The organism is Halomonas sp. C22 (genome assembly GCF_007655045.1).
In the GTDB taxonomy this organism is placed as follows: Bacteria; Pseudomonadota; Gammaproteobacteria; order Pseudomonadales; family Halomonadaceae; genus Vreelandella; species Vreelandella hamiltonii.
Genome location: NZ_VBVC01000007.1, coordinates 184914 through 205183 on the forward strand (window position 1 = coordinate 184914; position 20270 = coordinate 205183).

Below are 20270 nucleotides of genomic sequence, written 5' to 3' on the forward strand. Positions count from 1 at the left end.
ATGCGCGATTCTGGGGTTGTGTGTATGATTAGCGTCCTATCTAAGTGGCCAGCGAGCGGCCAACCAGCGTAGCTTTCAAGGAGATCTATGGAACTCAATCCGCGTCGCGTAGCGCTATTGGTGGCGGCCAATACGGCGTTGGCCCCTTTTGCAATAGACGCCTACCTGCCTGCCATGGGAGTGCTGGCGGAAAGTATCGATGCCAGCATCCACCATACTGAGCTTTCCATCAGCATGTTTCTGTTCGGCTTTGCGCTGGGGCAGCTCTGTTTTGGCCCGCTGTCGGACCGCATGGGGCGCAAACCTGTGCTGCTCAGCGGGCTGGTGGTCTTCATGCTGGCCAGCTTGATGATCACCACCGCCGATAGCCTGACATCCTTGCTGGCATGGCGGTTCGTGCAGGCGCTGGGCGGGGGAGCCTGCGTGGTCAATTCGGCGGCCATCGTACGGGATTGTTTCAGCGGGCGTGAGGCTGCCAGGGTGATGTCCACCATGGCCATGATCATGATGCTGGCACCGCTGGTGGCGCCGGCGGTCGGGAGCCTGCTGCTGCATATTGCAGGCTGGTGGCTGATCTTTGTGTTTCTGGCTGTCTATGCAGGCTTTTTGCTCTGGCTGTTGGGGACGCGCCTGCCTGAAACCCGCGACCCCGGCCTGCCCGCCGCAACCCCTCGTCAGGTGCTGGGTAACTACGCCAGCGTGCTGCGCCACCGAGAGGGCATGGGTTACATTTGCGCCGTGGCAGCCTCGTTTGCGGGTCTGTTTGCTTTCGTGACGGCGTCGCCCTTTCTTTATCTCGATTACTTCTCCCTCTCTCCAGGCGTTTACCCGCTGGTATTTGGGGTCAACGTGGTCATGATTGCGCTCTCCAACCGGCTGAATATCCACCTGCTGCGCAAGCGCACACCCCAGCAGAACCTGCGCTTTGGCTTGACGGTGCAGCTATGTGCCGCGCTGGCACTGGTGGCCGCAACGGCCTTCGATCTGGCCACGCTGCCGGTCGTAGTGGCGCTGGTGATGCTGTTTACCGGCATGATCGGGCTGATCACACCCAACGCCATCTCGTCGCTGCTGGATCATTTCGGCCATATCAGCGCCACGGCCACGGCGCTGCTGGGGGGCATTCAGTTCAGCTGTGGCGCGCTGGCGGGTGTGCTGGTTGGGCTCTTCCAGGTAGAGCATCTTTGGCCGATGGTGCTGACCATGCTGGGCGCGGCGCTGCTGGGTAACATCGGGGTGAGAAAGCTCACCCAGGCGGTCTAGGCGTGGCGGAGCTCGAATGGCTGGCGCTCACCATGGAGCTCTCCTTGGGAATTTCTCTAGCGACATGGCTGGCCTGTGCCGGCGTGCTGCTGCTGGGGGCCTTCGTACAGCGTGCTACGGGGTTTGGCCTGGCGGTCGTCGGGGCACCGCTGTTGCTGATGCTGGAGCCACGGCTGGTGCCGGTAGTGCTGGTGCTGTTCGGTTTTACGGTTTCACTGATGATGGTGCGGCGCTATTGGCACGAAGTGCATCTGCGCGAGATCAGCGTGGCACTGGTGGGGCGGCTGCCGGGTAACGGGCTGGGAATCTGGCTGCTGCTGGCGGCGCCCATGGCCGTGCTGGAAACGCTGATTGCCGCTATCGTGCTGTTTGCGGTAGGCGTGACGCTGTGCCGTTTTCATTTGCCGGTGAATCGCGTCACACTGTTCGTGGCCGGTGTACTGTCGGGCATCTTCGGCACCGTGGCGGCCATTGGTGGGCCGCCCATCGTGCTGTTGATGCACGGCTTCTCGCCGGATCGCATGCGCGGCAATCTGGCGGCCTTCTTCGTCATCACCTCGCTGCTGACCCTGGCGACGCTAGCCCTGGCGGGGCAGCTCAGCATCTGGCATTTCAAGCTGGCGCTGACGTTTCTGCCTGCCGTATTGATCGGCAATGCGCTGGCCGATGCGGTGGCCCATCGGTTGGATAAAGTGCTGCTACAACGCTGTTCATTGGCCCTGTGTACGCTGGCGGCGCTGGGCTTGCTGCTGTGATAGGGCCCCAGGCCAACGCTTCGTTAACATTCCTCGCTAAAAAAATTACCGCTGTCATATTTCTGCAATCGTCGCTGTGCAAACTCCTCGGTGTGAAAGGCCAATCGCCAACATTGCCGAACGGCTCAAATCGAATAGCCCAGGCATGAAACCAAAGGGGACACGACGATGAAAGTAACGAAAAAGACACTTGGTGTTGTAGTTGCTGCCGCACTGGCTACCGGCGTATCGACGGCTGCCGTTGCTCGTGACACCGTGCAGATTGCAGGTTCTTCAACTGTACTGCCGTTTGCCAGCATCGTGGCGGAAGAGTTTGGTAACACCTACTCTCAGTTCAACACCCCAGTGGTAGGCTCTGGTGGCTCCGGTGGCGGTCTGCGCCAGTTCTGTCAGGGCGTTGGTGAAAACACCATCGACATCGCCAACTCTTCTCGTGCCATCCGCAGTGGCGAAGTGGCCAACTGTAACGAAAATGGCGTCAACGACATCCTCGAAGTGATGTTCGGCTACGACGGTATCGTGTTTGCATCGCGTATCGACCGTGAAGAGTTCGCTCTGACGCCTGAGCACGTATTCAAAGCCGCTGCCGCTCAAGTCACACAAGATGGTCAGCTGGTCGACAATCCCTACACCCGCTGGAACGAAATCGACAGCAGCCTGCCCGACCAGGAAATCGTGCTGGTGATTCCGGCTTCCAACCACGGCACCCGTGAAGTATTCGAAGAGAAAGTCATCCACGCTGGCTGTGAAAGCGATGCCAACGTAGAAGGCGATGCCTGTAACTCACTGCGTGGCGATGGCCGTATCGTCGAGATCGCGGGTGACTACACCGAAACGCTGGCTCGTCTGGATGCCCAGGCAGATGCCGTTGGCGTCTTCGGTCTGAGCTTCTACGACCAGAACCGTGACCGCCTGCAAGTGGCCACTGTGGATGGCGTGACGCCCAGCCTGGAAACCATCGGTTCTGGCGAATACCCCGTTTCTCGTCCGCTGTTCTTCTACGTGAAGGGCGAGCACCTGGACGTGATTCCTGGTCTGGCCGAGTACACCGAGTTCTTCCTGAACGACATGATCTCTGGTTACGGCAGCCCGCTGGAAGACGCTGGTCTGATCCCGATGAGCGAAGAAGAGCGTGCTGAAGCACTGGCTCAGTTCCAGGCCCGTACCGTGGTAAGCGTTGAAGAGTAAGACTGCCGCCATCGCTTCACAGCGGTGATCAGGTAGGTATTGCGCCGGCATCATGGAAATGGTGCTGGCGCTTGAACGTAGGAAATCATGGGCGGAGAGAGAATGAGTAACATTGCCTTGATAGCCACGCTACTCGTGATAATGGCCTTGGCTTACCACTTGGGTTTGACACGCAGTCGCGCGGTTGCGGCAGAGCACGATGTCAGAATGCATTCGCGCCCCGGTTATTATGGAGCGTTGGTGGCCCTGTGGTGTGGGCTGCCAGCGCTTGCCCTGTTTGTATTGTGGTCGCTGTTGGCACCACAGTTGATTGACATGCTGGTCGTTCAGCAACTGCCTCCCGAGCTGGTGGCAGGCATGAGCGAACGTGAAATGAATACCTTGTTACGGCGTATCACCGCGCTGGCCAATGAACGTAACGTGGCTGGGGGGGGAAGCGCCGAGGAGTTGGCCGCGGCCGCACACATGGCGCGCCTGCAGACCTTCCAGAACACCACGCTGATCGCACTGATGGCCGTGGTGGCCGTGGTCGGGCTGGTGTTTGCCCGGCGCCGTATTTCCCCTCAGTGGCGGGCGCGTAATCATGTCGAGCGCGTCATCTCCATTGCGCTGGCTTCCTGCTCTGCCATCGCGATTTTCACCACGGTGGGCATCGTGTTGTCGATGCTGGGCGAAGCGCTGAAGTTCTTCAGCTTCATCAGCCCGGCAGAGTTCTTCCTGGGCACGACCTGGAATCCGCGTTTCAGCACGTCGGGAACCGATGCACAGGGTGAGTTTGGCCTGTTGCCGCTGCTGTGGGGCACCATGATGGTGAGCATCATTGCCTTGCTGGTGGCGATCCCCGTGGGGTTGATGACGGCGATTTACATGGCCGAATACGCGCCCCCCTGGCTGCGTAACGTGGCCAAGCCGATCATCGAAATTCTGGCGGGTATCCCGACCATCGTGTACGGCTTTTTTGCCTTGATCGTCATCGGGCCTTTCCTTTCCAGCCTGGGCGATATGGTCGGCATCAATATTCGTACCACCAGCGCGCTCACCGCAGGCCTGGTGATGGGCATCATGATCATTCCGTTCGTGTCGTCACTCTCTGACGACATCATTACCCAGGTGCCCAAGTCACTGCGCGATGGTGCGCTGGGGCTGGGGGCAACCAAGTCCGAGACCATTCGCCAGGTGGTATTGCCTGCTGCGCTGCCGGGTATCGTCGGTGCCTTTCTGCTGGCGGCCAGTCGCGCCATCGGCGAAACCATGATCGTGGTGTTGGCGGCCGGTAATAACCCGGTACTACACGGTAACCCGTTCGAGGCGGTATCGACCATCACCGTGACCATCGTCAACCAGTTGACCGGGGACATGGATTTTGCCAGCCCACAGTCGCTGGTGGCCTTTGCTCTGGGCTTGACGCTGTTCGTCATTACCCTAGGCCTGAACGTCATCGCACTGGTTGTGGTGCGTAAATACCGCCAGCAATACGAGTAAGCGACCATGTCTATTACGATTGAACAGCGCCGTCAGCATCGCCTGACAACGATCGAAAACTCGCTGGCAAGACGTCATCGTCAGGAAAAGCGTTTTCGCTTTGCCGGGTTGGCCGCCGTTTTGACCGGCCTGACCCTGGTCGCCATTCTGTTCATCAGTATTCTGATGCGCGGTGTGCCGGCGTTTTGGCAAGCGACGCTCTACCCGGAGGTGTACTTCGACCCCGAAGTGATCCAGCTGGAAGAGAAGCCGGTGCGCGCCAGCGGTGAAAGCCAGTCGGCGTTCAATGAACGCTATTCCGCGTGGCTGACCCAGGCAGGACTGGTCAACTGGCAGTCATTGATCGACCGCGCCATGGAAGAGGCGCTGGGGGTCGAGGTCGAGCCTCGACAGCTGCGTGATCTGCGTGCCCTGGTGGCATCGGGTGAGCGTTTCTCGCTGCGTGAGCAGTTCATCAAGGACCCTTCCCTGTTGGGCCAGACCGTGAAAGTGAAAATGCTGGCGGCGGCCAACGTCGACGTCTGGATCAAGGGCAATATCGACCGCTCGCTGCCGGATGCACGTCAGCAGTTGAGCGCTCAGACCCGTGAATGGGCCGACCGTCTTTACGACGAGAACGTCATCCGCAACTCCTTCAGCACGTCGCTGTTCCTCAACACCGACTCGCGTAGTTCACCTGCGTCGGCGGGTCTGGCAGGGGCCTTCATGGGGTCGCTGTTCATGATGCTGATCGTGATCACGCTTTCGGTCCCCATCGGTGTAGCCAGCGCCATCTATCTGGAAGAGTTCGCGCCCAAGAACCGTTTGACCGATCTCATCGAGATCAATATCAACAATCTGGCAGCCGTGCCCTCCATCGTGTTCGGCTTGCTGGGGGCTTCCATCTTCATCGGCTATCTGGGCATGCCGCTGTCGGCCCCGCTGGTGGGCGGGCTGGTGCTGACGCTGATGACCTTGCCGACCATCATCATCGCTACCAGGGCATCGCTGCGCTCGATTCCGCCCTCCATTCGCCAGGCGGCATTGGGGATCGGCGCATCGAAAGTGCAGACGGTCTTCCACCATGTGCTGCCCTTGGCACTGCCGGGTATCCTGACGGGCTCCATTCTGGGCGTTGCCCAGGCGCTGGGCGAAACGGCGCCGCTGCTGCTGATCGGCATGAATGCGTTCGTGTCCAACGTGCCCAGCACGCCATTGGAGCAGTCGGCTGCGCTACCGGTACAGATCTATCTATGGCAGGGTAACGAGCTGCGCAATTTCTTCGAGGCGCGTACGTCAGCGGCCATCATTGTACTGCTGGGGTTGATGCTGAGCCTGAACGCACTGGCAATCTGGCTGCGTAAAAAATTCGAGACGAGGTGGTAAGTGAATACTTCAACAGAGCCCAAGACATCCCCATTGGTGAGCGTAGGCGCTGGCGAGAGCCGCACCAGTAAAGCCACCGACAAGGTCAAGATGAGCGCCCAGGACGTCAAGGTCTTTTACGGTGCCAGCCAAGCGATCAACGGTATCAGTCTGGACGTGTACGAAAACGAAGTGCTGGCATTCATCGGGCCTTCTGGCTGCGGTAAGTCCACCTTTCTGCGCTGCTTGAACCGCATGAACGACACCATCGACATCTGTCGGGTCGAGGGCAAGATCACCCTGGATGACAAGGATATCTATGCCCCGGATCGCGATGTGGTACTGCTGCGTGCCCAGGTAGGCATCGTGTTTCAGAAGCCCAATCCGTTCCCCAAGTCGATCTATGAAAACATCGCCTATGGCCCGCGCCTGCACGGTCTGGCAAAGCGCAAGGCCGAGCTGGACGACATCGTCGAGAGCAGCCTGCGCCGTGCCGGGCTCTGGGAAGAGGTCAAGGATCGTCTGGATCAGCCGGGCACCGGGTTGTCGGGTGGTCAGCAGCAGCGCCTGTGCATTGCTCGCACCGTGGCCGTCAGCCCGGACATCATCCTGATGGATGAGCCGTGCTCGGCCCTCGACCCCATCGCGACGGCCAAGGTGGAGCAGCTGATCGATGAGCTCAGCGAGAGCTATACCATCGTCATGGTGACCCACAACATGCAGCAGGCCGCACGCGTGGCTGACCGTACGGCGTTCTTCCACATGGGGGATCTGGTGGAGGTGGACACCACCGACCAGATCTTCACCAACCCGCAAGACCAGCGTACCCACGATTACATCACGGGGCGTTTCGGGTGATCACGCCGTACTGATCACGGGTTACCCGCAGGGGGCGTGGCCGCCTGCGGGTTCGATGGCTGGTTTTTTTTGATTTTTCATATATGATTTTTCATATATTGACGGTTCACTTGACTCTGGAGATTCAGCATGTCACTACGCATTGGTATCAACGGGTTTGGCCGTATTGGTCGTCTGGCACTGCGCAGCCTGTGGGCGCGAGCCGCTGCCGACGAGGTAACCCTGGTGCGCATCAACGACCCGGGCGGCGATGCGGCGACGTTTGCCCATTTGCTGGAGTTCGACTCGGTACATGGCCAGTGGGCGCCGGGGAAGGGCATTGACGCTACCCCAGAGGCGATCACCATCGATGGCCGTAGCATCGCCTACAGCGCCCACAAGACGATTGCCGAAGGTGACTGGTCCGGTTGCGATGTGGTGATCGAATGCTCCGGCAAGATGAAAACCACGGAGAAGCTGCAGGCCTATCTGGATCAGGGGGTCGAGCGTGTGGTGGTCAGTGCGCCGGTCAAGGAGGAGGGCGTGCTCAACGTGGTGGTGGGCGTCAACGATCATCTGTTCGACCCCGCTACGCACCGCATCGTCACTGCGGCCAGCTGCACCACCAACTGTCTGGCCCCCGTGGTCAAGGTCATTCTGGAAACGTTCGGTATTCGTCATGGTTCCATGACCACGGTGCACGACATTACCAATACCCAGACGATTCTGGACGCACCGCACAAGGATCTGCGCCGGGCGCGCGCCTGCGGCATGAGCCTGATTCCCACCACCACCGGTTCGGCCAAGGCAATCACCGCCATCTTTCCCGAACTGACCGGCAAGCTGAACGGCCATGCGATTCGCGTGCCGCTGGCCAATGCCTCACTGACCGATATGGTATTCGAGCTCGAGCGCGAGGTGACCGTCAAGGAGGTCAATCAGGCGCTCAAGATGGCCGCAGAGGGGCCCCTGAAGGGGATTCTGGGTTACGAGGAGCGGCCGCTGGTGTCTATCGACTACCGCACCGACCCGCGCAGTTCGGTCATCGATGCGCTCTCGACCATGGTGGTAAATGGTACGCAGCTGAAACTCTACGCCTGGTACGACAATGAGTGGGGGTATGCCAACCGCACCGCAGAGCTGGCCTGGAAGGTGGGCAAGGAGCAGGCGCGCCGTGGCTGAGTCGCTCAGGGCACGCATCGGCGCACTGCCTTTCGAAGTGCGCCAGTACATGCTGATCACGGGCAACTACTGGGCGTTTACCATCACCGATGGGGCCCTGCGGATGCTGGTGGTGATGTACTTCCACCAGTTGGGTTATTCGCCGCTGCAAATCGCCATGCTGTTTCTGTTCTACGAAGCGTTTGGCGTGGTGACCAATCTGGTGGGCGGCTGGTTGGGCGCCTGGTTGGGGCTCAACCGCACCATGAACGTGGGGCTGGGGCTGCAGATCGTGGCGCTTGCCATGCTCATGGTGCCTGCCGGGATGCTCACCGTCGTTTGGGTCATGGCGGCCCAGGCGCTGTCGGGGATTGCCAAAGACTTGAACAAGATGAGCGCCAAAAGCGCAGTGAAAGTGCTGGTGCCAGCTGATAGCGCCAATGCCAACAGCGCCTTGTACCGCTGGGTAGCGATGTTGACCGGCTCCAAAAATGCCCTGAAAGGGCTGGGCTTTTTTGTAGGCGGCGTGCTGCTGACGCTGATCGGCTTTCGCGGTGCGGTGGTGGCCATGGCGCTGATGCTGGGTGCCGTGCTGGGGCTGTCGCTGTGGCGGTTGAAGGCTGATCTCGGCAAACAGAAGGTCAAGCCAAAGTTTTCCGAGATTTTCTCCAAGTCTCGCGCCATCAATGTGCTTTCGGCGGCGCGCTTCTGCCTGTTCGCATCCCGAGACGTGTGGTTTGTCGTGGCCTTGCCGGTCTTCCTCTATGATCAACATGGCTGGAGCCACTGGACCGTGGGAGGGCTGTTGGCCGCCTGGATCATTGGTTACGGCGGCGTGCAGACCCAGGCGCCCAGGCTCACCGCACTGTTCCGTGGAGACGCTCGCATGCTCACGGCTGGCTGGGCCGCCGCGCTTGCCGTGCTCGCCATTCTGCTGGCACTGCTGCCCCTGGCACAGGTAGGGTGGCTGGTAGTGGGGCTGCTGGCCTTCGGCGTGCTATTTGCCGTCAACTCCAGCTGGCACAGCTATCTGATCGTCCACTATGCCCGTGCCGATGGCGTGTCCATGGACGTAGGCTTCTACTACATGGCCAACGCCATGGGCCGCCTGGTCGGCACGTTGCTCTCGGGGTGGCTCTACATGGCCTATGGTTTGAGCGCGTGCCTGTGGGTGGCGGCGGCGCTGGTGGCTGCCAGCGCGCTCATGGCACTGGCGCTGCCCAGGCAGGTGGCGTGATTCGCTCGCCTGGCGCTGGCCTGACGCTCACCCTGGGGAGTGCCCAGACCCTTGCCTGGGCATCCAGCTACTATCTGCCCGCCATTCTGGCGGGGCCCATGGCGCTGGAATTGGGGCTGTCCACTCGCTGGGTATTTGGCGCTTTTTCGGCAGCGTTGCTGCTGGTCGCCATGTTGGGCCCCAGCGTCGGGCGCTTGATCGATCGCCAGGGCGGGCGCGGTGTGCTGATGGCCTCGAACGCCATCATGGCGGTGGGCTTGTTGGCACTGGCGCTGGCGCAAGGGGCGGTGACACTGGTGCTGGCATGGTTGCTGATGGGCGTGGGCATGGCGCTGGGTCTTTACGATGCGGCCTTTGCTACGCTGGGGCGGCTGCTGGGGAGTCACGCCAGGGCATCGATTACCGGCGTGACCCTGGTGGCAGGATTTGCCAGTACCCTTGGCTGGCCCATCACTGCCTTCATCGAGAGCGAGTGGGGCTGGCGTGCTGCCTGCGCCAGCTGGGCGCTGGCCCATGTCGTGTTGGGAATGCCCTTGAACGCTCGCTTGCCCAAGGCCGAGCGAGCGCTCTCCAGCGCGTCGAGCCCTGCGCCTGAGGCGCCTGAACGCCCGCGTTTTACCCTGCTGCTGCTGGCGTACGTGTTCGCGGCGGGCTGGTTCGTCTCCACGGCCATGGCCGGCCATCTTCCCAGGCTGCTGCAGGAGAGTGGCGTTTCTCTGTCGGTGGCGATTGCAGCGGCTGCTCTGGTGGGGCCTGCACAAGTGGCGGCGCGCATGGGAGAGTTCGTTTTGCTGCGCCATTTTCACCCCTTGTTCGCAGGCAGGATCGCTACCACGCTGCATCCCGTGGGCGCCGGGTTGCTGACGTTTTTCGGCATGCCGGCCGCCGGGTTTGCGTTGCTGCATGGCGCGGGTAACGGCATGATGACGATTGCCTCGGGGACGCTGCCCCTGGCACTGTTTGGCCCGCAGGGGTTTGGGCGCAGGCAGGGGCTCATCATGATGCCCGCTCGGGCCTTGCAGGCCCTGGCGCCGCTGCTGTTTGGGCTGCTGATCGACCAGTGGGGCGCATCCGCGCTATGGCTGACGTCGCTGCTCATGCTGGCAGCCACGCTAGCGCTGCTGAGTATCCCGGCTCCCCGGCGTTAACGGGGCGCCATCCAGGAACAGCCGCCTGAATTTCCACCATCCTTCCACTCGTAATCGGAGGCCTTGCCAGGCAAGGGACGGCTCTATCCAGAGGCCGGCCTCTGGCAACTGATGATATTCGAAGGCCGATGTGTCGCTTGGCGCGCCCAGCTCTGCCACGGCGATATGTGCCGTCCCGCCACAGCAGCCATGACGTGGTGAACGGCGTACCGTCACCACGCCTCCGTGCTGCTGGATGAATGCCACGGCAGGGTGCTCCATCTCGATGACCTGACGCATGACGCTCCTGGCTGCCCATGCCGGGCCGTTAGGTGGGGGGATAGTAGACGGTCTCTCCGTCTTCCTTGGTAAATTGTGCAACAGGGTGGTCCAGGAGCGCCAATACCTGCTCGGATGGGCGGCATAATCGCGTGCCCTTGGGCGTACTGACGATGGGCCGGTTGATGAGCAGCGGGTGAGCCATCATGGCGTCGATGAGCTGGTCATCGCTCAACGTCGGGTCGTCGAGCTGCAGTTCATCATAAGGCGTCCCTTTCTGGCGCAAGAGCGCCCTGGGGGGCAGCTGCATCATGGCCAGCAGTGCCAACAGCCGCTCTCGGCTGGGCGGCGTTTCCAGGTAGTGGATCACCTGGGGCGTTTCTCCCGATGCTTCGATCATGGCCAGCGTATTACGCGACGTGCCACACGCAGGGTTGTGATAGATCACGATCATGGCGGGGTCCTCATCAGGAGGGTTGGGCTGCAGGAAAATGCGCGCTGGTCTTATTGGCGATACGCACCAGGGCCAGCATGAGTGGCACTTCTACCAGCACACCGACCACCGTGACCAGGGCTGCTCCAGACTGCAGGCCAAACAGCGCGATGGCGGCGGCCACGGCGAGTTCAAAAAAATTGCTGGCACCAATCATCGCCCCCGGTGCGGCGATATTATGTGGTACGCGCCACGCCTTGGCCCAACCATAGGCGATGAAGAATATAAGAAAGGTCTGAATGATCAACGGAATGGCAATCAGCACGATATGCAGCGGATTGCTCAGGATGACATCGCCTTGAAAAGCAAACAGTAAGACCAGCGTGACGATCAGGCCCATGGGGGTGACCGGGGCCAGGCGTTTCATGAACACCTTGTCGTACCATTCGGCGCCTTTTCTGGCCATCAGCGCTTTGCGAGTGACATAGCCAGCGGCCAGGGGAATGACGATGTAGAGCACGACCGAGAGCAGCACCGTGTTCCACGGGACCTGGATGTTCGAGATGCCCAACAGCAGAACCACGATGGGGGCAAAGGCAAACAACATGATCAGATCATTCAGCGCTACCTGTACCAGGGTGTAAGCCGCGTCGCCCCGTGTCAGGTAGCTCCATACGAACACCATGGCCGTGCAGGGGGCGGCCCCCAGCAGAATCGCTCCGGCCAGATACTGGTTGGCCAACGCTTCAGGGATGAACGGGCGGAAAATCACCATGAAGAAGAGCCAGGCCAGCGCGAACATGGTGAATGGCTTGATCAGCCAGTTGACCGTGGTGGTGATGGTCAGCCCCTTGGGCTGACGGCGCACACCGGCGACCGCGCTGAAATCGATTTGGGCCATCATCGGGAAAATCATCGCCCAGATCAGCACGGCGATGGGCAGCGACACCTGAGCATATTCAAAGCGCGCCAGGGTTTCCGGTATCTGGGGCGCCCATTGACCCACGGCGATACCGACCATGATGGCAATGGCCACCCAGAGCGACAAATAGCGCTCGAAAAGTCCCATGTCGGCGCTGCTGGGGGTGGCTGGCTGTGGCTGTGTCATGTTCACTCCTCGTTCAAATGGCGCGCTGGTTGACCCGTCGGGAGAGCTCTTCGGCACTCTCCTTGCGCTCGGAATAGCGGTCGGTCAGCAGGTCGCTGCGCTCTCGGGTCAGCAGCGTGAATTTCATCAGCTCTTCCATGACGTCCACGATGCGGTCATAGAAAGGGGAGGGTTTCATGCGGTCGTCGTCATCGAACTCCATGAAGGCCTTGGGCACCGAGGATTGGTTGGGAATGGTCAGCATCCTCATCCAGCGACCCAGAATACGCAGCTGATTCACCGTATTGAACGACTGGGAACCACCGCACACCTGCATGACCGCCAGTGTCTTGCCTTGGGTGGGTCTGACACCCCCCAATGCCAGAGGAATCCAGTCGATCTGTGCCTTCATGATGCCGGTCATGGCGCCATGTCGTTCGGGGGAGCACCAGACCATGCCTTCCGCCCACTGGGCCAGCGTGCGCAGCTCTTCCACTTTGGGGTGGCTGGCATCCTCGGCATCGGGGAGAGGCAGTCCGCTGGGGTCATAGATACGTGTTTGAGCCCCCATGGCTTCGAGCAGGCGCGCAGCTTCTTCGACGACCAGGCGGCTGAAGGAGCGTTTGCGTAGCGAGCCATACAGCAGCAGGATTTGGGGGGAAGGGAGGCCGTTGCTCGTCAACCCCAGGGATTCCGGGCTGGGAATCTTGAACAGGGCAGGGTCGAGGTTGGGTAAGGTGTCGAAGTGTGCCATGTGAAGGTCCGTTAAAACGATGTCCTTCATTTTGGCATTGATATATGAATTTTCATATATATTTTGTGGCAACACCCATCATTTTGCCAGCCATGGGCCACAGGCTGGACGCGCTTCATTGCTGCCGCCATGAAGCGCGCTGTGAATCAGTCGATCAGCTCGACCGCCACGGCGGTTGCTTCACCGCCACCAATGCACAAGCTGGCGATGCCGCGTTTGCCGCCTTTCTGGCGCAAGGCATGAATCAGCGTGGCGATGATGCGTGAGCCGGTAGAGCCGATGGGATGCCCCTGGGCACAGGCGCCGCCAAACACGTTGACCTTTTCATGAGGCAGGCCCAGATCATCCATGGCCATCAGCGTGACGACCGCAAAGGCTTCGTTGATCTCGAACAGGTCCACATCTTTGACGCCCCAGCCAAGCTTTTTCATCAGCTTCTCGATGGCTCCTACCGGCGCGATGGTAAATTCGCTGGGATGACGCGAGTGGGTGGCATGCCCTAGCATTCTGGCCAGCGGTTTGACACCGTGACGCTGTGCTGCTTCATGGCTCGATAAAATCAGCGCCGAGGCACCGTCGGAGATCGAACTCGCATTTGCGGCGGTAATGGTGCCATCTTTTGCAAACGCTGGACGCAGCTGGCGAATCTTGTCCAGTTTGGCCTGAAAGGGCTGCTCATCGTGGGTCACCACGGTTTCACCCTGGCGGGTCGTGACGGTGACGGGCGCCATCTCGGCATCCAGGTCACCATGGTTGGTGGCGGCCATGGCCCGTTCCAGCGAGGCAATCGCGAAATCGTCCAGCCGTTCACGGGTGTAGCCACGCTCGGTGGCCACCTCTTGCGCAAAGACCCCCATCAGCTTGCCGGTTTCGGCATCTTCCAGGCCATCGAGAAACATGTGGTCTTTCAGCTCACCGTGGCCCAGACGATAGCCGCCGCGTGCCTTGGTCAGCACATGGGGGGCATTCGACATGGACTCCATGCCGCCCGCCAGCACTATTGCTCCACTGCCTGCCTTGATCAGGTCATGGGCCAACATGGCCGCTTTCATGCCAGAGCCGCAGAGTTTGTTGATGGTCGTGGCACCATTGGCATCGGGAATGCCTGCCTGTCGCATGGCCTGGCGTGCCGGACCTTGCTTGACTCCGCCAGGCAGAACGCAGCCCATGATGCCCTCTTCGACGAGCGCAGCGTCGATGCCTGCTCGCTCGATGGCGGCGCGTATGGCCACGGCGGCCAGCTCCGGGGCGCTCAAGGTGGAAAGGCTGCCCATCATGCCCCCCATGGGAGTGCGGGTGGCGGATAAAAAGACGATGTCGGTAGCGTTACTCATGGCCTATCTCCTGATAGATTTTTTGTGATTATCGTGCTGAGCGGCTAGCGATGCGTTGACCCGCTGGCGGGGCTGTGGTCTTCTCCTAGGTAACCAAGCAAGCGCTAGTGTAAATGACATGAATGTAATGAATGCCTCTCCTCGCCGCAAGGAATTGACACGCTTAGCCGCTCAGCTATTCGTTCAAGAGGGCTTTGACCGCACCACGGTGCGCATGCTGGCCCAGGAAATGGGCATCAAGTCTGGCAGTCTGTTTCATCACTTCAAGGACAAGCAGGAAATCCTGGCAGCGGTGATCGAGGAGGGCACGCAGAACGCACTGACCATCGCCAGAGCAGCGCTACAGGCGTGCCCCGATCAGCCAGAGGCGCGATTGCATGCCATGGCGCGCGCGCACCTCGACACGCTGTTTGCCGACCGTAATGCCCATGTGGTAGCGCTGTTCGAATGGCGTCGCCTGGACCCAGCGGCCAGCGCTCACCTGAGCCATTTGCGCGATGCCTACGAGGCCATGTGGGTCGAGGTGATCGACGATGCTCTGGCAGCAGGGCTCATTCATGGCGACCGCTTTCTGGTTTCACGTTTTATTCTTGGCGCCTTGAACTGGACCGTTCGCTGGTATGATCCCAATGGCCCGCGCACCCCGGACGACCTGGCCGATGAGCTGGTCGCGATGATCCTGTCTCGGTAATTCTGTCTTGATGCTCCTTTCTCGCTGATCTTTTCTCGACAGTTCTAGGCCCCTATGGCTTCTCCAACCGCTGTCTGATCGACCAACGTCTAACCCTGTCGAGTAGCTTGCGGCTTGCGCTCTTGAGTAAATGCTTTTAGCGTTGGTTTATTCGGTAGGCTTCCGTTAACGTAAACGGACAATAACACCAATACTACGTGGAATCCTGCCTGTCCGAGTGCTCACGACCAACAACACAAGAGAGCCGTCATGACAGCGACATCAGCAGCAACCTCACTTCCCGCGTATTCGACATTTCTCGAGGATTTTTCAATAGATAGCGTCGTCGCCAGGCTGGATGACCACCACGATGGGTGCCTGAATGCCTACGAGGCTTGCTGTGGAAGGCACGTACGCCAGGGCCGTGGTGATGTGCTGGCGCTGGTGCATGAGGATACCCAAGGCCAAACCCACACGCTGACCTATGCCGAACTGGAGCAGCAGAGTGGGCATCTGGCAGGGTGGCTGAAAAGCCAGGGGCTGGGGGAGGGTGACCGCATTGCCTGCATGCTGCCGCGCTCGGCAGCGCTGCTGGTGGCCGTGCTCGCCACCTGGCGGATTGGGGCGGTCTACCAGCCGCTCTTTACCGCGTTTGGGCCCGATGCGGTCGATTATCGGTTGGGGCGGGCAGATACCAGGCTGGTGATAACCGATCACGCCAACCGCTATAAATTCGATGGCCTGAGCCAGTGCCCGCCGGTGCTGGCCGTGGGTGGCGCTACCCGCGAGCATGCCCAGGATCATGATTGGCAGGCGGCATTGACGTATACGTCAATCAGCGATACCCCGCCCCGGCTGTCGCCGGATCAGCCATTCCTGCAGATGTTTACCTCGGGGACGGTCGGCAAGCCCAAAGGCGTTGCCGTGCCCCTGTCGGGTATGACGGCCTTTGCGCTCTACATGGAGCTGGCGGTCGACCTGCGCGAGGAGGATCGTTTCTGGAACATGGCCGACCCTGGCTGGGCCTACGGCCTGTATTACGCCATTGCCGGGCCGCTGCTGTTGGGGGTAACGACACACTTTTGCGAAGCGGGCTTCAGTGCCGAAGGCGCGCTGGCGTTCATGAAGCGTCATCAGATCACCAATTTCGCTGCCGCGCCGACGGCCTACCGCCTCATGAAGGCGTCTGGCCTGTTCGACGACGCTCACCAGACCCTGACGCTACGGGCGGCCAGCTCCGCCGGAGAGCCGCTCAATACCGAGGTGGTCACCTGGGTGGAAAAATCATTGGGCTGTCCGGTGATGGATCACTATGGCCAGACAGAAACGGGCATGACCTGTAACAACCACCACTCCCTGGACCACCCCAAGCACGTGGGGGCCATGGGCGTCCCGATGCCGGGCTATCGTCTGGCCATTCTCGACGCCGAATACAACGAGCTGCCGCCTGGCGAGCCTGGCGTACTGGCAGTGGATATCAAGCGCTCGCCAGCCCACTTTTTCCAAGGCTATACCTGGCAGGAGAAAGACCCCTTCGTCAACGGCTACTACCTGACCGGCGATGTGGTCATTCGTAATGAAGATGGGTCGTTCCAGTTTGCTGGCCGTGATGATGACATCATTACCACGGCGGGCTACCGAGTGGGGCCAACGGATGTCGAGAATAGCGTCATGACGCACCCGGCGGTGGCCGAGTCCGCCGCCGTGGGGCAGCCGGATGAGATTCGTGGCGAAGTCATCAAGTCGTACATCGTGTTGCGCGATGGCTTCGAGCCTAGCGATGCGCTGGCGGAGGAGATTCGCCAGCAGGTACGCGAGCGGCTCTCTACCCACGCTTTTCCTCGGGTCATCGAGTTCGTCGATGAGCTGCCCAAAACGCCCAGCGGCAAGATTCAGCGCTTCAAACTGCGTGCTCAAGCCGCCGAGCAAGTGCGCCACAGCTCATGATTCACAGGACATCATTCAGAGGAAGAGTGCCATGCAGGTAAAGGATCGTACGTTTTTGATTACCGGGGCGGCCTCGGGGCTAGGGGCGGCAACGGCAGCACGACTGGTAAAGGCGGGTGGGAAGGTGGTGCTGTGCGACATGAGTGATCGTGTTGCGGACCTTGCCGAGCAGCTGGGGTCTCAGGCGCACGCCTGCATCGCCGACATTACCTCCGCCGACGATATGCAGGAGGCGGTGAACAAGGCCGTTGCGCTGGGGGGCGAAAGCGGCCTTTCGGGAGTGGTTCATTGTGCGGGCGTGGTCAGCGTGGCCAAGCTGGTGGATCGGCAAGGCAACCCGGCAGACCTTGAGAGTTATGCGCGCACCATTCAGATCAATCTGGTAGGTACCTTCAATGTCATGCGTCTGGCGGCCGCCGCCATGGCCAGCAATCCGCCAGACGAAGGGGGTGAGCGGGGCATCATTATCAATACCGCATCGATTGCCGCGTTCGATGGGCAAGTCGGGCAGTGCGCCTACAGTGCCTCCAAGGCAGGGGTTGTGGGCATGAGTTTGCCTGCCGCCAGAGAGCTGTCGCGTCACGCCATTCGTGTCATGGCCATTGCGCCAGGGGTATTCGAAACCCCCATGATGAGCGAGATACCGGACGAAGCTGCCCAGGCATTGGCCGCTGCGGTGCCTTTTCCCAAGCGTTTGGGCAAGCCTGACGAGTTCGCGCTGCTGGCCGAGCAGATAATTACCAATCCGATGCTCAATGGTGAAGTGATTCGCCTGGACGGTGGTATCAGAATGCAGTGATCCGCGCTCAGTAAGCTCTGATGGAAAGCCTGCCCGTACTTTTCGGGCAGGTTTTTTTATTTTAAAAAACATGGTGTTAATAAGGTAAAGACCAAAGTTGTAGCCGGTTTGGCGGTTTAATTCAAACGACTGCTTGACGGCGTCGGGCGTGCGCGCTAATTTTCAAACATGTGTTTGAAAGCGCCTGTTGAGTACCCGCTCTTTCAGCCCCCCGTTTAGGAGAAGTGACATGCCCAGCTATCAAGCCCCTCTGCGTGACCTGCGTTTCGTGATGAACGAAATGTTTGATTACCCTAGCCACTACGCGGCACTTCCCAACGGTGAAGAAGCGTCTCCCGATGTCGTCGGAGCGATTCTGGAGGAGGGCGCCCGTTTTGCTCGTGACGTGCTATTGCCACTGAACCAGAGCGGTGATGAAGAGGGCTGCCTGCTGGAAGGTGGTGAGGTCAAGGCTCCTCATGGTTTCAAGGAAGCCTATCAACAGTATGTCGAAGGAGGTTGGCCAAGCCTGGCAGCGGACCCTGAGCAGGGCGGGCAAGGCTTGCCGCATTCGCTGGCCATGATGCTTTCCGAAATGATTTGCGCCACCAACCTGGCGTGGGGCATGTATCCGGGGCTTTCCCACGGCGCCGCAGACGCGCTGCGTCATCATGGAACCGAGGCGCAAAAGGCCACTTACCTCACCAAGCTGGTCGAAGGCGTATGGACCGGCACCATGTGTTTGACCGAACCCCATTGTGGTACCGATCTCGGGCTGATCAAGACTCGTGCGGTTCCTGCAGAGGGTGACGCGTATCAGATCACCGGCACCAAGATCTTCATTTCTGCCGGTGAGCACAATCTGGCCGAGAACATCGTTCATCTGGTGCTGGCCAAGCTGCCGGATGCGCCCGAAGGCTCCAAAGGCATTTCACTGTTCGTCGTACCCAAGTTCCTGCCCGATGCCGAGGGTAATCCTGGGCAGCGCAATGGTGTCAGCTGTGGCTCTCTCGAGCACAAGATGGGGATTCACGGCAACGCAACGTGCGTCATGAACTTCGATGGTGCCACGGGCTACCTGGTAGGCGCGCCGAACAAGGGTTTGGCTTGCATGTTCACCATGATGAATGCGGCCCGTCTGGGCGTGGGGATCCAGGGGCTTGGTCTGATGGAAGCCAGCTTCCAGAACTCGCTCGGCTATGCCCGTGATCGTTTGCAGATGCGTGGCCTTTCAGGTGTTCAGGCCCCTGATAAAGCCGCCGACCCGATCATCGTCCATCCCGACGTGCGTCGCATGCTGCTGACCCAAAAAGCTTTTGCCGAAGGCGGGCGCATGCTGGTGCTGTATACCGCCCAGATGCTGGACGTGGTCGAGCATGGCGCACCAGGCGAAGAAAAGGAGCGTGCCGAGACCCTGCTTGGCCTGCTGACGCCGATCGTGAAGGCCTTCCTGACGGAAGTGGGTTTCGAGTGTACCAATGAAGGCGTGCAGATTTTTGGCGGTCACGGCTTCATCAAAGAGTGGGGCATGGAGCAGTTGGTACGTGATGCGCGTATCACGCGCCTCTATGAAGGCACGACCGGTATCCAGGCGCTGGACCTGCTGGGTCGCAAGGTGCTGATGAGCCAGGGTGAATCCCTCAAAGTCTTCACCAAGGAGATTCACAAGTTCTGCCAGGCCGAAGCCGACAACCCTGCGCTCAAGGAATTCATCGAGCCGCTGGCCAAGCTCAACGCCCAGTGGGGTGAGCTCACCATGGGTATCGGTATGAAGGCCATGCAGGATCGTGAAGAAGTAGGGGCCGCCAGCGTCGATTATCTGATGTACTCCGGCTATGTCGCTGTCGCCTATCTGTTTGCTCGCGCTGCCAAGCAGGCCGCTAGTGCACAGGGGGGTGAAGATGCTGCTTTCTACACGGCCAAACTGAATACGGCGCGTTTCTACTACCAGCGTCTGCTGCCACGCACCAAGGCGCACGCCGCCATGATTCAGGCAGGTGCCGGTAGCTTGATGGCGATTTCCAGCGAAGATTTTGGCCTGGGCTTCGAGATCTGAGCCCATGCCTTTGCCAGGCACTCTCTGGTCAGGGTACTGATCGGTGGTTTGCGGCAGGTCTGCCCTCGGGCATTGCCTGCCGCTTTTTTATCTCGGCTATACGAAAACTTTTTCAAAATAGCCCTTGCCAACCCGGCAGCGAATCCGTAAAGTACGCATCCGCTGCCGGGGACGCCAAGCGTTACCAGCGGTAAAGAAGGTTGAAAAACCTTCGGTTTGTCAGGAGGTTAGCGTCATCTGCTGGTTGGATTGATCGCTCGCTTCACTCGCTGAAAACAGCCCTTGACAAACACTACGGAATGCGTAGAATACGCCTTCCTCGCTGAGGCAACACGGTTCAGGTCATCGAGCCCGTCGCAGCGAACTGATGACAGTAGTATTGCTCTTTAACAATTTGATCAGGTAATTCATGTGGGCGCTTGCCGATGAGGGTGAATCATCACCGAATATCAAGGCAAGCGAACACCAAGATACTCTTCGGAGTATCGCAGTGAATTCGTTTGAACCTTGAGCCAAGTTTGATCCGCTTTTGTTGCCT

Annotated in this window: 18 protein-coding genes; 13 read left to right on the top strand and 5 right to left on the bottom strand. The window is 60.0% G+C overall.

Annotated features, from left to right (window positions below):
* Positions 1 to 87 precede the first annotated feature (87 nt).
* The 9 genes from FEU76_RS14230 (at position 88) to FEU76_RS14270 (ending at position 10415) form a co-directional block, all read left to right on the top strand.
* Positions 88 to 1263, top strand: coding sequence for a multidrug effflux MFS transporter (locus FEU76_RS14230; RefSeq protein ID WP_144983850.1), 1176 nt, complete (start codon positions 88 to 90; stop codon positions 1261 to 1263).
* Positions 1264 to 1295: 32 nt separating this feature from the next.
* A complete protein-coding gene (locus FEU76_RS14235; protein WP_039182659.1) occupies positions 1296 to 2018 on the top strand; it encodes a sulfite exporter TauE/SafE family protein in 723 nt (240 codons plus the stop codon).
* A 168-nt stretch (positions 2019 to 2186) separates the two neighbouring features.
* Entirely contained in the window at positions 2187 to 3206 is a 1020-nt protein-coding gene (locus tag FEU76_RS14240) for a substrate-binding domain-containing protein (protein WP_039182610.1), read from the top strand.
* A 102-nt stretch (positions 3207 to 3308) separates the two neighbouring features.
* Positions 3309 to 4688, top strand: a complete 1380-nt coding sequence (gene pstC, locus FEU76_RS14245; RefSeq protein ID WP_039182613.1) for a phosphate ABC transporter permease subunit PstC — start codon at positions 3309 to 3311, stop codon at positions 4686 to 4688.
* 6 nt (positions 4689 to 4694) lie between these two features.
* The gene (pstA, locus tag FEU76_RS14250; protein WP_144983852.1) at positions 4695 to 6053 is read left to right on the top strand and encodes a phosphate ABC transporter permease PstA; all 1359 of its coding nucleotides are present in this window, start codon (positions 4695 to 4697) and stop codon (positions 6051 to 6053) included.
* A gap of 90 nt (positions 6054 to 6143) precedes the next feature.
* Positions 6144 to 6890 (top strand): phosphate ABC transporter ATP-binding protein PstB, encoded by a 747-nt coding sequence (gene pstB, locus FEU76_RS14255; protein WP_227408113.1) that lies wholly within the window; start codon positions 6144 to 6146, stop codon positions 6888 to 6890.
* Between the two features lie 129 nt (positions 6891 to 7019).
* Positions 7020 to 8051 carry an ArsJ-associated glyceraldehyde-3-phosphate dehydrogenase gene (locus FEU76_RS14260; protein ID WP_144983855.1) on the top strand — a complete coding sequence of 344 codons (1032 nt, stop codon included), beginning with the start codon at positions 7020 to 7022 and terminating at the stop codon, positions 8049 to 8051.
* Complete coding sequence (gene arsJ / locus FEU76_RS14265) at positions 8044 to 9267, top strand: organoarsenical effux MFS transporter ArsJ (protein ID WP_144983858.1); 1224 nt, start codon at positions 8044 to 8046, stop codon at positions 9265 to 9267. The genes FEU76_RS14260 and arsJ overlap by 8 nt, the downstream gene beginning before the upstream one ends.
* The gene (locus FEU76_RS14270; RefSeq protein WP_144983861.1) at positions 9264 to 10415 is read left to right on the top strand and encodes an MFS transporter; all 1152 of its coding nucleotides are present in this window, start codon (positions 9264 to 9266) and stop codon (positions 10413 to 10415) included. The genes arsJ and FEU76_RS14270 overlap by 4 nt, the downstream gene beginning before the upstream one ends.
* Here FEU76_RS14270 and FEU76_RS14275 read toward each other — a convergent pair.
* From FEU76_RS14275 to FEU76_RS14295, 5 genes are all read right to left on the bottom strand, one after another.
* Positions 10380 to 10694, bottom strand: a complete 315-nt coding sequence (locus FEU76_RS14275; protein WP_026001749.1) for a CC/Se motif family (seleno)protein — start codon at positions 10692 to 10694, stop codon at positions 10380 to 10382. The genes FEU76_RS14270 and FEU76_RS14275 overlap by 36 nt on opposite strands.
* Positions 10695 to 10722: 28 nt before the next feature.
* A complete protein-coding gene (arsC, locus tag FEU76_RS14280) occupies positions 10723 to 11127 on the bottom strand; it encodes an arsenate reductase (glutaredoxin) (protein ID WP_081138394.1) in 405 nt (134 codons plus the stop codon).
* A gap of 13 nt (positions 11128 to 11140) precedes the next feature.
* A complete protein-coding gene (gene arsB / locus FEU76_RS14285; protein WP_144983864.1) occupies positions 11141 to 12214 on the bottom strand; it encodes an ACR3 family arsenite efflux transporter in 1074 nt (357 codons plus the stop codon).
* Between the two features lie 13 nt (positions 12215 to 12227).
* Positions 12228 to 12947, bottom strand: a complete 720-nt coding sequence (gene arsH, locus FEU76_RS14290) for an arsenical resistance protein ArsH (RefSeq protein ID WP_039182627.1) — start codon at positions 12945 to 12947, stop codon at positions 12228 to 12230.
* A 146-nt stretch (positions 12948 to 13093) separates the two neighbouring features.
* On the bottom strand, positions 13094 to 14281 hold the full coding sequence (locus FEU76_RS14295; protein WP_144983867.1) for an acetyl-CoA C-acyltransferase: 1188 nt from the start codon (positions 14279 to 14281) through the stop codon (positions 13094 to 13096).
* Positions 14282 to 14408: 127 nt separating this feature from the next.
* Here FEU76_RS14295 and FEU76_RS14300 point away from each other — a divergent pair, with 127 nt between their 5' ends.
* The 4 genes from FEU76_RS14300 to FEU76_RS14315 all read left to right on the top strand — a co-directional run bounded on the left by FEU76_RS14300 (position 14409) and on the right by FEU76_RS14315 (position 19732).
* Positions 14409 to 14972, top strand: coding sequence for a TetR/AcrR family transcriptional regulator (locus tag FEU76_RS14300; protein ID WP_016914316.1), 564 nt, complete (start codon positions 14409 to 14411; stop codon positions 14970 to 14972).
* Positions 14973 to 15221: 249 nt separating this feature from the next.
* A complete protein-coding gene (locus tag FEU76_RS14305) occupies positions 15222 to 16898 on the top strand; it encodes an AMP-binding protein (protein ID WP_144983873.1) in 1677 nt (558 codons plus the stop codon).
* A 31-nt stretch (positions 16899 to 16929) separates the two neighbouring features.
* Positions 16930 to 17697 (top strand): SDR family NAD(P)-dependent oxidoreductase, encoded by a 768-nt coding sequence (locus tag FEU76_RS14310; protein ID WP_039182638.1) that lies wholly within the window; start codon positions 16930 to 16932, stop codon positions 17695 to 17697.
* 229 nt (positions 17698 to 17926) lie between these two features.
* Positions 17927 to 19732, top strand: a complete 1806-nt coding sequence (locus FEU76_RS14315) for an acyl-CoA dehydrogenase C-terminal domain-containing protein (protein ID WP_144983875.1) — start codon at positions 17927 to 17929, stop codon at positions 19730 to 19732.
* The last annotated feature ends 538 nt before the right edge of the window (positions 19733 to 20270 follow it).

What these genes read in the sequence shown, in the direction of transcription:
- pstC (WP_039182613.1), top strand. Translation starts at nt 3,309, where the DNA reads ATGAGTAACATTGCCTTGATAGCCACGCTACTCGTGATAATGGCCTTG.
- FEU76_RS14275 (WP_026001749.1), bottom strand. Translation starts at nt 10,694, where the DNA reads ATGCGTCAGGTCATCGAGATGGAGCACCCTGCCGTGGCATTCATCCAG.
- FEU76_RS14305 (WP_144983873.1), top strand. Translation starts at nt 15,222, where the DNA reads ATGACAGCGACATCAGCAGCAACCTCACTTCCCGCGTATTCGACATTT.
- arsH (WP_039182627.1), bottom strand. Translation starts at nt 12,947, where the DNA reads ATGGCACACTTCGACACCTTACCCAACCTCGACCCTGCCCTGTTCAAG.
- pstA (WP_144983852.1), top strand. Translation starts at nt 4,695, where the DNA reads ATGTCTATTACGATTGAACAGCGCCGTCAGCATCGCCTGACAACGATC.
- FEU76_RS14240 (WP_039182610.1), top strand. Translation starts at nt 2,187, where the DNA reads ATGAAAGTAACGAAAAAGACACTTGGTGTTGTAGTTGCTGCCGCACTG.
- FEU76_RS14260 (WP_144983855.1), top strand. Translation starts at nt 7,020, where the DNA reads ATGTCACTACGCATTGGTATCAACGGGTTTGGCCGTATTGGTCGTCTG.
- FEU76_RS14230 (WP_144983850.1), top strand. Translation starts at nt 88, where the DNA reads ATGGAACTCAATCCGCGTCGCGTAGCGCTATTGGTGGCGGCCAATACG.
- FEU76_RS14315 (WP_144983875.1), top strand. Translation starts at nt 17,927, where the DNA reads ATGCCCAGCTATCAAGCCCCTCTGCGTGACCTGCGTTTCGTGATGAAC.
- FEU76_RS14300 (WP_016914316.1), top strand. Translation starts at nt 14,409, where the DNA reads ATGAATGCCTCTCCTCGCCGCAAGGAATTGACACGCTTAGCCGCTCAG.
- arsB (WP_144983864.1), bottom strand. Translation starts at nt 12,214, where the DNA reads ATGACACAGCCACAGCCAGCCACCCCCAGCAGCGCCGACATGGGACTT.
- FEU76_RS14295 (WP_144983867.1), bottom strand. Translation starts at nt 14,281, where the DNA reads ATGAGTAACGCTACCGACATCGTCTTTTTATCCGCCACCCGCACTCCC.
- arsC (WP_081138394.1), bottom strand. Translation starts at nt 11,127, where the DNA reads ATGATCGTGATCTATCACAACCCTGCGTGTGGCACGTCGCGTAATACG.
- pstB (WP_227408113.1), top strand. Translation starts at nt 6,144, where the DNA reads ATGAGCGCCCAGGACGTCAAGGTCTTTTACGGTGCCAGCCAAGCGATC.
- FEU76_RS14235 (WP_039182659.1), top strand. Translation starts at nt 1,296, where the DNA reads ATGGAGCTCTCCTTGGGAATTTCTCTAGCGACATGGCTGGCCTGTGCC.
- FEU76_RS14310 (WP_039182638.1), top strand. Translation starts at nt 16,930, where the DNA reads ATGCAGGTAAAGGATCGTACGTTTTTGATTACCGGGGCGGCCTCGGGG.